We start from the raw sequence: 12,051 nt of genomic DNA on the forward strand, positions 1-12,051 counted from the left end.
CGGTCCCTTCACGGGTGACGGGGGTCAGCCGTCGCTCTTGCGGAAGGAGAGCACCAGGTACTCGAGCCAGTGGCCCTGGTACTGGAACTTCCGGTCGATCACCAGGCGGTCGGTGGGGGTGAGCCCGGCGCCGGTGTACAGGTCGGTGACGGTCCCTTCGGGCAGCCACCAGTTCAGGCGGCCGTCGTCGAGGGGGAGCTCGGTGATCTCGTCGTGGGGACTGAGGAAGACGCTGACGACGAGGACTCCGCCGGGCCGCAGCAGGCGGGCGCCGTGGGCGGCCCAGGCGGGCCAGTCGGCGCGCCGCTGGTGGTGCAGGCAGCCGTTGTCCACCACGAGGTCGAGGCCGGTGGACGTGAACTCCAGGAAGTCGCCCTGACGGAAGCGGGCCCGGCCGCGGGCGGGCGGCGGGGCGTCCCACACGTCCAGCAGGTCCAGGCCGGTGCTGTCGGCGTCGAGGTGCTCGGCGAGCTCGGTGGTCTGCCGGCCGCGGCCGCAGCCGACGTCGAGGATCCGGCGGCGGCCGGGGCCTGCGGCGGCCGGTGCCTGGGCGCACGCGAAGCGGGTCACCTCGTCGTTGGTGGCGGCGCCGGTCCAGGAGTCGCGGCCCTGGCCGTACCAGTGGTCGAAGGAGGCGGCGACGATGCGCCGGTAGGCGCCGTAGTCGGCCGGTGTGTCAGTGGTCGGCGGCATGAGCCCACTCCTCGGCTGTTCCGCGGCCTGCTGCGACGGCCACCGCGTGGCGGCCGCGCGGGGCCTGGTCGACGACGCGGGACGCGCTGAGCCAGGCGCCCGCGGCACTGCTGGAGACGGCGATCTGCTGGCTGCGGCGCAACTGCCGCATCGCCTCGAGCGCTTCGCCGTAGCCGATCTCGGTGAAGGTGAAGTCGTCCTCGTACGGGGCCAGCAGGGGTTGTCTCAGGCCGTGGCCGAGGCCGCCGGTGCCGCTCATGCGGCGGGCGCCGTCGGGGGCGCGGCCGTCGCCGTAGGGCGCCTCCGCGGGCAGGACGGCCAGGGGCGTGCAGCTCGGCCAGCGGGTGCGCAGGGCCTGGGCGGTGCCGACGAGGGTGCCGGCGGAGCCCACCGCCGCCGCGAGCGCGACGGGGCGTATCCCCTCCTGGGTGAGCCGGGCGGTGATCTCGGCCCCGGTGCGTTCGCGGTGCACGGCGACCGCCTCGGGGGCGCAGTGCTGCAGCAGCAGATGGCGTCCCTCGCGTTCGGCGATGCGCACGGCCTCGTCCATCGCGCCGAGGAATCCGCCGCCCTCGGGCCCGTGGGTGACGTGGGCGCCGTACCGGCGCAGGGTGGCGACGAGACGGTCGGGTGAGCCGTGCGGCACGGCCAGGTGCAGGTCGAGGCCGAGTGCGGCGCACATCTCGGCGAGCGCGAGAGCGAGGGAGCCGCCGGAGTACTCCACGAGCCGGACGTCCGGGGTGCCCGCGCGGGCCACGGCCGCGCACAACAGGGCGTAGGCGGTGCGGGCCTTGACGGTGCCGGTCAGGTTGGTGGCCTCCGCCTTCAGCCATACGGTGCCGCGGCCGGCCCGGCTGGGCACCGGGACCAGCGGGGTGGCGCCGATGGCGGGCCGCAGGTGGGCCAGGCGGGGCAGCAGTCGCAGGGCGCGCCGCTCCAGCGGGGCGAAGGGGGCCTCGATGTCGGCGCGGCCGGGGCGGCGGGCGGTGAGCGTCCGCTCGATGTCGGCGGGCCGCACGGCGGGCGCCGTCATCACCGGCGCGGTCATGACGGGCGCTCGCTGGTGGCGAGGCGGAAGCCGACGGGGTAGAGCGGGCCGGGGAAGGCGCCGTGGCGGCGGCGGGTGCGGGTGAGGTCGCCGAAGCGGGCGAAGCTGCCGCCGCGGGCGACGCGGTAGGTGCCCATCGACTGGACCAGGTGGTCGGCGATGTGCTCCCCGCCGGGGTAGGGGGCGTAGTCGTCGGCGGTGAACTCCTCCACGTTGCCGCCCATGTCGTGGGCGCCGAACGGGGCCTGGCCGGCCGGGAAGGCGCCGACGGGGGTGGTGGTGTGCACGCCCGACTCGCGGGTGTTGGCGGCGTCCGGGTCGAAGCCGCCGTCCCACGGGTAGGGGCGTCCTTCGGGGCCCTTGGCGGCGTACTCCCATTCGGCCTCGCTGGGCAGCCGCCACGGGTGACCGGTGCGCTCGCTCAGCCAGCGGGCGTAGTGGTCGGCGTGTTCGGCGCTGATGCCGGCGACGGGGTGGTTGGAGCGGTCCCAGGGGTAGGCGCCCAGGTACCAGGTGGTGGGGCGCTCCTCGATGCCGGTGTCGGCGAGGAAGTCGCGCCATTCGCCGTTGGTCACCGGGTAGCGGGCGAGGTAGAAGTCGGCGATGCGAACGGTGTGTTCGGGGGTTTCCTTGGCGATCCAGGACTCCTCCACGCCCTTGTCGGCCCATGCCCGGGTGACGTAGCCGATCTCCTCGGCGGGCAGGCCGATGGGGACGGTGGCGCCGGGCACGAAGCAGACGGCCGGGACGGCGGTGATGCGCGGATCGCCCAGCAGGCCCAGCATGGCTCCGGCGGCGAGCCGTTCGGCCAGGGGCAGCGACGGGTTCTCGACGGCGGCGGCCAGGCGCAGCCGGTCGGCGGAGGGCCGCGGGTGCGGCGACGGGTGGACGCGGGCCGGGTCGGCGAGGTCCGCTTGCTCCTGGAAGTGCGGGGAGCGGGCGATGTCGTCGAGGTTCATGCGCTCGCCTCCTTCAGCAGCGCGAGGGTGTGGCCGCTCTTGGCCTTGGCGGACAGGTAGCGGGCGTTGTCCTCGGTCAGGTGGACGGCGGTGGGCAGGACGGCCTCGACGCGGATGCCGAGCTCGCGCAGCTGGGTCACCTTGTCGGGGTTGTTGGTCAGCAGCCGGATGCGGGTCAGGCCGAGGGCGCGCAGCATGGCGGCGGCACCCCGGTAGTCGCGCTCGTCCTCGCCGCGCCCGATGATGCGGTTGGCGTGGAAGGTGTCGATGTCCTGGTCCTGCAGCACGTAGGTGTCGAGCTTGTTGTACAGGCCGATGCCGCGGCCCTCCTGGCGCAGGTAGAGCAGGACGCCGCCCTCGTCGGCCATGGCGGTGAGCGCCTCGTCGAGCTGGGGTCCGCAGTCGCAGCGGGCGGAGCCGAACACGTCGCCGGTCAGGCACTCGCTGTGCAGCCGTACCAGGGGCACGGCCGTGGGCGCGCCGGGCAGGACGCAGGCGATGTGTTCCTGGTCGTCGGGCAGGCCGTGGAAGGTGACGAGTTCGGCGGCGCGGCCCGCGGCGCGGTCCAGGGTGATGGGCACCCGGGCGCGGACCGAGGCGGTGTGCGGCAGTGCGGTGAGGGGGTTCATGCGGCCCTGCTTTCCATGGTGCGGGCGGCGGCGGCCCGGTCGGACGTCGTGGAGGCGGTGAGCAGCTCGCCCAGATGCAGCGAGTGCCGCACCTGTGGCCGGCCGGCGCGGTCGAGGCCGACGACGAGGACACGTCCGTCCCAGCCGGCGACGGCGACCGTGCCGTCGGTGAGGCGGAGCATGCAGGACAGGCCCTGGGCGAATTCGGCCAGGACGTGGCCGGAGGCGAGGGTGGTGGCCGAGTCGTCCCAGTCGACCTGCCAGGCGTACAGGCCGAAGTCGTAGGAGCCGGCCAGGACGACGGGGTGTTCGGCGTCGCCGAGGAGGGCCACGCACTTGACGGACTCGTCGGGGCCGAGGAGCGTCTGCACGTTCTCGGCGCGCCAGGTGCCGTCGGGCAGGCGGGTGAGCCGGCCGGCCTTGACGGTGTGGTCGCGGGAGGCGCTGGCGGCGGCCTCGGTGCCGAGCGCGGCGACGGCGTTGACGAGGTTGCCGTGCTCCCACAGCTTGCTGCGCCCGTGCGGCCCGCCCGCTTCGACGGTGCGGTCGGTGGCGGCGGACAGGAAGCCCTGGTCGACGGCGGTGAGGGACTTCACGGAGCCGTCGTGTGCCTGGATCCGCTCCACCACCTCGAGGGTGTCGTGGGCGAGGAGGAGGAACTCGCCGTTGTAGGTGCCGGCCACGAGGGTGCCCTCGTGGAGGGCGAGGGAGGGCACGGGGGCGCCGAGGTCGGTGCTGGTGGCCAGGGTGGTGCCGTCGTGGCGCAGGACGTGCCCGGAGTAGGTGCCCGCCCAGACGGTGGCGCCGTCGGTGGCCAGGGACAGGATCGGGCCGTCGGTGAAGGCGGTCGTGCGGACCGTCTCGGTGCCCAAGGCGTCGGTCGTGACGGCGACGACGAGGCCGGAGTCGGTGCCGATGAGCAGTTCGTCGCCGTGCTGGGCCAGTGCGTTGGGGCCGTGGGTGGCGCCGTCGGGGGCGGCGATCTCCTGCGCGGTGTGCAGGTCGTAGAGGTGGGGGCCGTTCCAGAAGCTGCCGGCGGCGACGACACCGTGGGCGACGGCCACCGAGCGCGGCCACACCCGGCGGTCCTCGACGCGGTGCAGTCGGGTGCCGACGACGTCGAAGTAGTGCAGGGCGCCGTCGTAGGCGCCGACGACGAAGGAGGAGTCGTCCTCGGCCCAGGCGACCGCGCGGGCCGCCGAGGTGGACACGGGCACGGTGCGCACCACGTCCAGGTCGGCGGTGAGCAGGTCGACGGCGCCGTCGTCGCGGGCGACGGCGAGCAGCCGGCCGGAGTGGGACCAGGCGCAGCCCTCGATGGAGGAGTCGTAGCGGCGGGTGCGGGGCTCGGCGGTGGTGTCGGGGTCGCTGACCGCGACCAGGCCGTCCTCGCCGACGGTGGCGACCAGGCCCTGTGCGCTGACCGACACCATCATGCAGTGGGCCTCGTGCGAGCCGACCTCGGCGATGAACGCGCCGTCGACGGCCGACCACAAGGTGGCGCGGCCGTCCTCGGAGACGCAGATGAGCCGCTCGCCGTCGGGCAGCCAGGCCACCGAGTTGATGTCGTCGGTGTGCCGGGCCAGCACGGTGTGCAAGGTGGTTTGGCCCTGTTCGCCGACCCGCCAGATCGCCACCGTCTTGTCGGCCGACGCGGTGGCCAGTACCTCGGGGTCGGCCGGGTTCCAGGCGGAGGCGTTGACCAGGCGGCGGTGGCGCAGCCGGGCCAGCGGGGTGGGGCGGGACGGGTCGCCGGTGTCCCAGACGATCACCGTGCCGTCGTAGGAACAGGTGGCCAGTCGCTGTCCGTCGGCCCTGAATCCCACGTGGGTGAGGGGAGCTGAGTGGCCTGATCCGTGGTCCGGAAGGTCAATGGTTCGCACGCCGTCTCGTCCTTTTTCTCGGGTGGCTCGGGTCACTGGGACTTCTCGGTCTCCCGGCTTCTCGAATTCCTTCGGTCATCGGGTTCGCCGAGCGCCGAAATTAGACGGGCCGCTTCCCGATTGGCGAGGGGCCGACAGGATTTCTGGCAACTTGCGATATTCGGGACGGCCGTGTTGACAGCGGGCCCGGTCCCCGTCAACGGGTGGTGGGAGAGGACTACTTGACCTATTCCGCTGCGCTTCCTTGAGAGGTCCGGCGGTCCGGGCGGACGCTGACGCGGAAGGCAGGACCGGGCCAGGGAGCTGAGCGGCGTGCACATAGTTCTGGTGGAGACGACGTCAGTCCGCGGATTCGACATGGTCGCGGAGATGGCGGACTCGGGAATCGAGGTGAGTTTTGTCACCGCGAACCTGGACGCCTATCGGGGGAAGCCGGGATTCGACCTTTCCTCGCGGGCCGCGCGCATCATCGAGGTGCCGTCCCTGGCCCGCGGGCAATTGGCCGACCGGCTGCGCGGCAGGCTCGGCCCCACTCCGGTCGACGGTGTGATCGGCCGCGACGAGGTGTATCCGTTCGCCGTCGCCGAACTCGCCCGGGACCTGGGACTGCCCCATGAGTCGCTGGCGACGGCCCGGATCCTCGGGGACAAGGCGGCGGTGCGCGCCCGCCTCACCGAGCACGGTGTCGGCTCGCTCGCCTGGCGGGTGGCCGGCACCGAGGACGAGGGGCTGGCGGCGGTGGACGAGATCGGGCTGCCCGTCGTGGTGAAGCCCACCGCGGGCGGCTGGTCGGTGGGGGTGACCATCGCCTGGAGCCGGGCGGAGGCGGCCCGCGCCCTGTCGGAGGTGCTCGCCGTGCCGGCGGGCCGCGACGGCGGGCCGCCGCGGGCGCTGGTCGAGAGTTACGCGGTGGGCCGGCACGTCAGCGCGGAGCTGCTGGTGCAGGGCGAGCGTGTGGTGCTGCTCGGTTTCGCCGAGCGGTTGCCCGCGCCGCCCGGTCAGGCCGCCGAGCTCGGCGGCCACTTCCCCGCCCGCGTCGAACAGGAGGCCGCCGCCCGTGCCTTCGTCCTGGACGCCGTACGCGCCCTGGGCATCCGGGCCTCGGCGGTCCACGCCGAACTGCTGCTCACGCCGACCGGGCCCGAGCTGATCGAGCTCAACGCCCGCGTCGCCGGACATGTGGTGACCCGTCAGATGTCGCTGGCGCTGGGACGCTCCCTCACCCGCGACCTGGTGGCGCTGGCCGTCGGGAACCCGGTGCAGGAGGCGGCGCCGCCGGAGACGGTCGTCGCCCTGCACCAGCTGTACAGCCCCGTGGACGCGGTGGTGCGGGGTGTGAAGCCGGTGGACGCGCTCACGCCCGAGGTGGTCGAGACGCACCTCACCGTCGAACCGGGCGACCGGGTCCGGGCCCTGCGCACCAACCACGACCGGTTCGGCTATGTGCTGGCCCGCGGCCGCACCGGCGAGGAGGCCGCACGCGCGGCCGCCGACGCCGCCGGGCGCATCCTGACGTCCCTGGAACTGGAGGCTGTGCCGCAGGCACAGCCGGCACCGCGTACGGCCACGCAGCCCGCCCAGGACGCAGATCCCGGCGGCTCCGATCATCTGCTGTTGCTGCTCGGCGCCGACGACCCGGCCGGGCACATCCTGGCCGCCGTCGGGGCGGTCACCGCGCGGTTGAGCGTGGTGTGGACCGGGGGGCCGGACGGTGAGCAGGAGGCACGGGCACTGTGGCGAGGGCACTACCGCGGTCAGTGGCACAGCGCCCGCTCCGGAGCGGACATCCGGGCCGCCGCCCGCGCCGTCCACGCGGCCGAGCCGGTGCGCGCCGCACTGACCTTCTCCCCCGTGCCCGTGGCACGGCAGTTGCGCGACGGCGCGCCGGCCGCGCCGCCCGTCGAACGCCCGCACGGGCACACCGTCGTGGTGGCCGCGCACCACGGCACCGCCCACCTGCTCGCCGTCGTCGACGAGGAACCACAGGCCCGGCTGTGCCCGTCGGGCCTGAGCGCGCCGCTGAGCGGATCGCTCGCCGAGCGGGCCGTGCGCGCGGTGCTCGCGGCCGGGGTGGAGGGCGTGGTGCGCTGCGTCTTTTCCGCGAGCGGTCCGGACACGGCCGCCGGCGCTCCGGACACGGCCCCGCCCGTCCTGCTGCCCGGCCTGGACGCGGCGACCATCGACCTGTACGACGCCGTGCACACCCGCAGCGTGGTCTGCGCCGCGGCCGAGGCCGCCCTCGGCCGCACCCCGCGCGGCACGAGCCGCGGCACGGTCGCCGTGCAGCGCGAGGTGCCGACGCCCGGCGGCCGCTTCCGGGTGGTGGAGGCCAGCACCGCCGAGGAACTGAGCTCCCGGCCCGGGCTGTTCAGGGCGCAGGTGTTCACCGGCGCGGGCGATGTCCACGAGGAGCCCGGGCCCGCCGTGTGGCTGCGGCACACCGTGGTCGCGGCAGACCATGAGCGGGCGAGGCGGGCCGCGGCACGGCTGGAGGACTCCCTCGTCCTGCGCACCGCCTCCCTGGACCGCACCCACGTCCTGCTGCTGGACCGGCTCGGCCCGTCCGCCTGGACCCTCCCGGACGACTGCGGGCCCGTGCTGCCCGCGGACCGTTTCCGGCTCAGCGTGCTGACGTCGGCGCCCGGGTCCGGGCCCGCCGAGCTGAGCGTGGGCGCCGACCTGGGCGACGACTTCGCGCTGGAGCACCTGGCGCGCGCCGTGCACGCGGCGCATCCGGTGCATCGCGTGGCCGCCATGTCGGAGCGGCTGCTCGAACCCGCCGCCCGGCTGCGGCGGTTGCTGAACGTGCCGGGTGAGGGGCCCGAGCAGGTGCGCCGCTTCCTGGACAAGGCCGTCATGAAACGCATCGCCCGCCGCCACGGCATCCGCTGCGCCGACGGGTTGCTCGCGCAGAGCCCGCAGGACGTGACGCAGATGTTCGACCGCCACGGGAAGATCGTCCTCAAGCCGCGGGCCGCCTCCGGCTCCCAGGGCGTGGCGGTCATCTCGTCCTGGCAGGCTCTGCAGACCTGGCTGCGCGAGGAGTTCGTCCCGGGCACGCAGGTGTGCGAGGAGTTCGTCGACGCCCCGATGTGCCACATCGACGCGGTCGTGCGCGACGGCGAGCCGCTGTGGAACGTCTCGCTCTACGAACGCGACACCATGGCCCTCCGGGGCGGCCGCCCGCTGTCGTCGGCGACCGTGGCCGACCCGATGGTGCGCGCGGCCGCCGGACGGCTGCTGGCGCAGGTCGTGGACGCGTGGCGGGTCCGCTCGGGCGTGCTGCACCTGGAGGCGTTCGTCACCGGGGAGCGCCTGACGTTCTGCGAGGTGGCCGCGCGGCCCGGCGGCGGCGGTGTCACGGAGGCGTTCCGCGCCACCAACGGCGTCGACCTGCGCCACGCCAAGATCCTCGCCGACGCCGGTGAGGACCCCCTCACCGGGCGCCGTGAGCCCGTCGCCGCGTACGCCGGCTGGACCGTGCACTACTGCGGTGGCGGACGGCTGCTGGAGTACGACGACTCGGCGGTGGCGCCGTACGCGTACTCCCGCTCCGTGCCGGTCCGCGTCGGTGACCTTGTGCCCGCCTCGACGTTCTCCGGCACCGGGGTGAGCACCCATGTCTTCGCCCACGACTCGCACACCGAGCTGTCGCGGCTGCTGGCCCGGGCCGAGCGCGAGATACGGGTCGTGACCGGCGGCCCGGCCGGCGAGGGGGCGGGGCGATGATCCTCGGCTTCCTCGGCAGCGCCGCCAAGGACTCGGTGACCCGCGAGATCCTGCTGCGGGCGGGCGAGCGCATCGACCGGGCCGGCGTCGGCTTCGAACTGGTCGACCTGGCGGTGGAGTTCCCGCAACCGCACGCGCTCCAGGACTACGACGACCCGCCGCCCGGCAGCCAGACCGCGCTGCTGCGCGCCCGTGTCGCCCGCGCCGACGGCGCCGTGCTCGCCACGCCCGTCTACCACGGTTCCTACAGCGCGCTGCTGAAGAACGCGCTGGACCACCTCACCGGCGACGCGCTGGCCGGACGGCCGGTCGGCCTGATCGCCGCGGGCGGCGGCCCGCGCGGCGCCGGTACCGCCTGTGACCAGCTGCGCACCGTCGTCAGGGCGCTCAGCGGCTGGGCCACGCCCACCCATGTGGCCACCACCGCGGCCGACCTGACCCCCGGCGAACCCCTCGCCTTCCTCGACCGGCGGCTCGACGTCATGGCCGGCGAACTTCTGTCCTTCGGCGCGTCCCGCGCGTCCTTCCCCGTCCTCAGCTGAAAGGCCTCACCATCATGGGCTCCTCCCACCTTCTGCTCCTCGCCGGGATCGGCGGCCACGCCCCTGAGGAGGCTCTCGGGTCGCTTGCCACCCTGACCGACACCGTCAGTGTCGTGTACATCACCGCCTGGCGCCCCTCCGATCAGGTCCGCGCCGAGTGGGAACGGCGCGGTCTGCGCGGCGAGTTCCTCGACGCCCCGGATCTGGACGCCGCGGTCGAGGCCGCCGTCGCCCTGCACGGCAGGCTGCCGCTGCACGGCGTGGTCACCTACTCCGAGCTGCTGTTGCGTCCGCAGGCCGAGATCGCCTCCCGGCTGGGCCTGCCCGGCAATGCGCCCGAGGCGGTGGCCGTCGCCCAGTCCAAGGCGCGCCAGCGCCTGGTCTTCGCCGAACACGGCGTGCCCTCCCCCGAGTTCGAGGTGATCACCAGCGAGCGGGACCTGGCGGCGGCCGCCGCCCGCGTCGGACTCCCCGGCGTGTTCAAGCCCTCCCTGGGCGCGGGCAGCCAGAGCGTGAAGCTGGTGTCCACGTACGCCGAGCTGGTCCACGCCTTCACCGTCGGGCGTGCCGAGAAGACCGCCTTCCTGCAGTCCGACGAGGCGTATCTGCTGGAGCAGCGGATGGCGCTGGAGGCGGACGGCGACAGCGGATACGCGGCCTACTGCAGCGTGGAGTCGCTGCTGGCCGACGGCACCGTCCACCATCTGGCCGTCTCCGACCGGCTGGCGCTGGAGCACGGCTACGCCGAGGAGGGCGTCGTACTGCCCAGCCGACTGGACGAGGCCACCCAGGCGGCCGTCGTCGATGTCGCCGAGCGGGCGATCCGGGCGATCGGGCTGGCCTCGGGCGCGGTGCACACCGAGATCGCGCTGACCGCCGACGGGCCCCGTGTCATCGAGGTCAACGCGCGTGCCGGCGGCCCGCTGCCCACCATGTTCAAGGTGGCCGCCGACTACGACTACGCCGCCGAGATCGGCCGCAGCGCGCTCGGCCTGCAGCCGACCGGGATGCCGGAGTTCACCCGGGTGGCCCTGCTGCGGTTCCTGCCCATCCCGCTGGGCAACTGGCGGGTGGCCGCGCAGACCCCCGTCGAGGAGGTGATGCGTGCCTTCCCCGAACTCGTCTACGTCTCCCCCCGCTTCGCGCCCGGCCAGCGCGTCAGCCGGCAACGCACCCTGCACCTGGCCAGCTTCATGGTGAGCGCCCCCGACAGGGATACCGCCCGGGCCGTCACACGACAGGTGGAGCAGGCGCTGGACATCCGGCTGGTGCCGGGTTTCGGCGCGACGACGGGGGCGGATCGTGACTGATTCCGGCGCCCGGCAGGCGGCGTCGGCTCCGGCGCGCAGGTTCTACGCGGTGGGGCTGTGCGACGCCCTGGGCCTGGGCATGTATCTGTCCTTGTCGGTGATGTTCCTCCACCAGGCTGCCGACCTGACGAACCAGCAGATCGGCATCGTGCTGGGCACGTCGGGGGTGGCGTCCTTGCTGGGCGCGATGCCCATCGCCCGGGCATCGGAACGGATCGGCATCCGCGCCGCGCTGGGCGCGCTGTTCGTGATCCGCTGCGCGGCCTTCCTCGCCCTGTCGGCGGTCTCCTCCTTCGGGCAGGCGCTGGGCGCGGCGGCGGTGGCCGGGCTGCTGAGCCGCGGCATCGGCCCGCTGATCGAGTCCGGGCTGATCAGCCGGGTCGGTGACGCGCAGGCCGTGGACACGCTGGCCAGGCTGCGCACCCTGCGCAACGCCGGCATGGCGGCCGGGGCACTGCCGGCGGGCGCCGCGATCACCGCGGGCGAGCCATGGGTGTACCGGGCGGTGCTGGTGGCCTCGGCCGCGCTGTTCCTGTGCTGTGCGGCGATCTGCCGAGGCTTTCCCGCCTCGGCCGCCGCGCCGGGCGGGCGGAACGAGCGGGCCAGGATTCTGGGCAACCGGCCTTTCCTCGGCATCACCGCGCTGTACGGGGCGTTCACGCTGTCGGCGCTGCTGCTGGGCATCGGGGTGCCGTTGTGGATCGTGCAGCGCACCCAGGCCCCGTCGTGGAGCGTGACGCTGGTCCAGTTGCTGAACACGGTGATCGTCGTGGTGTTGCAGGTACGGCTGAGCAGGGGCTCGGAGCGGTTGGCGCGGGCACGCGGGCTGATGTGCGTGGGGGGTCTGCTGGCGGGGCTGGGCGCGCTGGTGGTGCCGTTGACGGTGCTGGGCGCGGGGCGGCTGGATCTGGTGGTCGTGGTGGCGGCGGCGGTGCTGCTGTCGCTGGGCGAGCTGCTGATCACCGCGGGCACGACGGGTGCGGCGCTGTCGCACATCCCGGCGGGCCAGAAGACCAGTCATCTCGCCGCCCTCAACCTGGGTTTCGCCGTGACGACGGTCGTCGGCCCGCCGCTGATCAGCACCACCGTCGACTGGGACTGGGCCGGCTGGGCGGGCTGGGCGGTGTTCTTCTCGGTCCTCGGACTGCTCGCCCTGCGCGTGCCCGAGCCACAGACCCGTGTACGGCAACGCGAGCAGGTGACGGCCGCGGCGGTCTGAAGGGGCACGACACCACCCGGCGCGGGCGCCGGGTGGTGT

General features: G+C 74.2%; 9 protein-coding genes. 4 read left to right on the plus strand and 5 right to left on the minus strand.

Annotated features, from left to right (window positions below):
* Positions 1-24 precede the first annotated feature (24 nt).
* From ABZ098_RS38745 to ABZ098_RS38765, 5 genes are read right to left on the minus strand one after another with little or no spacing between them, the layout of a single operon-like run.
* Positions 25-693: a class I SAM-dependent methyltransferase gene (locus tag ABZ098_RS38745; protein ID WP_356598636.1), complete on the minus strand. Its 669-nt coding sequence runs from the start codon at positions 691-693 to the stop codon at positions 25-27.
* A complete protein-coding gene (locus tag ABZ098_RS38750) occupies positions 677-1,741 on the minus strand; it encodes a pyridoxal-phosphate dependent enzyme (protein ID WP_356598638.1) in 1,065 nt (354 codons plus the stop codon). The genes ABZ098_RS38745 and ABZ098_RS38750 overlap by 17 nt, the downstream gene beginning before the upstream one ends.
* On the minus strand, positions 1,738-2,700 hold the full coding sequence (locus ABZ098_RS38755; protein ID WP_356598640.1) for an SUMF1/EgtB/PvdO family nonheme iron enzyme: 963 nt from the start codon (positions 2,698-2,700) through the stop codon (positions 1,738-1,740). Before ABZ098_RS38755 ends, ABZ098_RS38750 begins: the two co-directional genes overlap by 4 nt.
* Complete coding sequence (gene ribA / locus ABZ098_RS38760; protein ID WP_356598642.1) at positions 2,697-3,329, minus strand: GTP cyclohydrolase II; 633 nt, start codon at positions 3,327-3,329, stop codon at positions 2,697-2,699. Before ribA ends, ABZ098_RS38755 begins: the two co-directional genes overlap by 4 nt.
* The gene (locus ABZ098_RS38765) at positions 3,326-5,248 is read right to left on the minus strand and encodes a WD40 repeat domain-containing protein (RefSeq protein WP_356598644.1); all 1,923 of its coding nucleotides are present in this window, start codon (positions 5,246-5,248) and stop codon (positions 3,326-3,328) included. The genes ribA and ABZ098_RS38765 overlap by 4 nt, the downstream gene beginning before the upstream one ends.
* A 276-nt stretch (positions 5,249-5,524) precedes the next feature.
* Between ABZ098_RS38765 and ABZ098_RS38770 the strand changes: the two genes are divergently transcribed.
* The 4 genes from ABZ098_RS38770 to ABZ098_RS38785 are packed head-to-tail and all read left to right on the plus strand — an operon-like array spanning position 5,525 to position 12,012.
* Positions 5,525-8,941 (plus strand): ATP-grasp domain-containing protein, encoded by a 3,417-nt coding sequence (locus ABZ098_RS38770; RefSeq protein WP_356598646.1) that lies wholly within the window; start codon positions 5,525-5,527, stop codon positions 8,939-8,941.
* Complete coding sequence (locus tag ABZ098_RS38775) at positions 8,938-9,483, plus strand: NADPH-dependent FMN reductase (RefSeq protein WP_356598648.1); 546 nt, start codon at positions 8,938-8,940, stop codon at positions 9,481-9,483. Before ABZ098_RS38770 ends, ABZ098_RS38775 begins: the two co-directional genes overlap by 4 nt.
* A gap of 14 nt (positions 9,484-9,497) precedes the next feature.
* Positions 9,498-10,793, plus strand: coding sequence for an ATP-grasp domain-containing protein (locus tag ABZ098_RS38780; protein ID WP_356598650.1), 1,296 nt, complete (start codon positions 9,498-9,500; stop codon positions 10,791-10,793).
* Entirely contained in the window at positions 10,786-12,012 is a 1,227-nt protein-coding gene (locus ABZ098_RS38785; protein ID WP_356598652.1) for an MFS transporter, read from the plus strand. The genes ABZ098_RS38780 and ABZ098_RS38785 overlap by 8 nt, the downstream gene beginning before the upstream one ends.
* Positions 12,013-12,051 lie beyond the last annotated feature (39 nt).

Origin of the sequence: Streptomyces sp. NPDC006335 (assembly GCF_040612795.1) — a bacterium.
In the GTDB taxonomy this organism is placed as follows: Bacteria; Actinomycetota; Actinomycetes; order Streptomycetales; family Streptomycetaceae; genus Streptomyces.

Excerpts from the sequence above, each read along its gene's own strand:
- ABZ098_RS38745 (WP_356598636.1), bottom strand. The coding sequence starts at position 693 with ATGCCGCCGACCACTGACACACCGGCCGACTACGGCGCCTACCGGCGC.
- ABZ098_RS38750 (WP_356598638.1), bottom strand. The coding sequence starts at position 1,741 with ATGACCGCGCCGGTGATGACGGCGCCCGCCGTGCGGCCCGCCGACATC.
- ABZ098_RS38755 (WP_356598640.1), bottom strand. The coding sequence starts at position 2,700 with ATGAACCTCGACGACATCGCCCGCTCCCCGCACTTCCAGGAGCAAGCG.
- ribA (WP_356598642.1), bottom strand. The coding sequence starts at position 3,329 with ATGAACCCCCTCACCGCACTGCCGCACACCGCCTCGGTCCGCGCCCGG.
- ABZ098_RS38775 (WP_356598648.1), top strand. The coding sequence starts at position 8,938 with ATGATCCTCGGCTTCCTCGGCAGCGCCGCCAAGGACTCGGTGACCCGC.
- ABZ098_RS38780 (WP_356598650.1), top strand. The coding sequence starts at position 9,498 with ATGGGCTCCTCCCACCTTCTGCTCCTCGCCGGGATCGGCGGCCACGCC.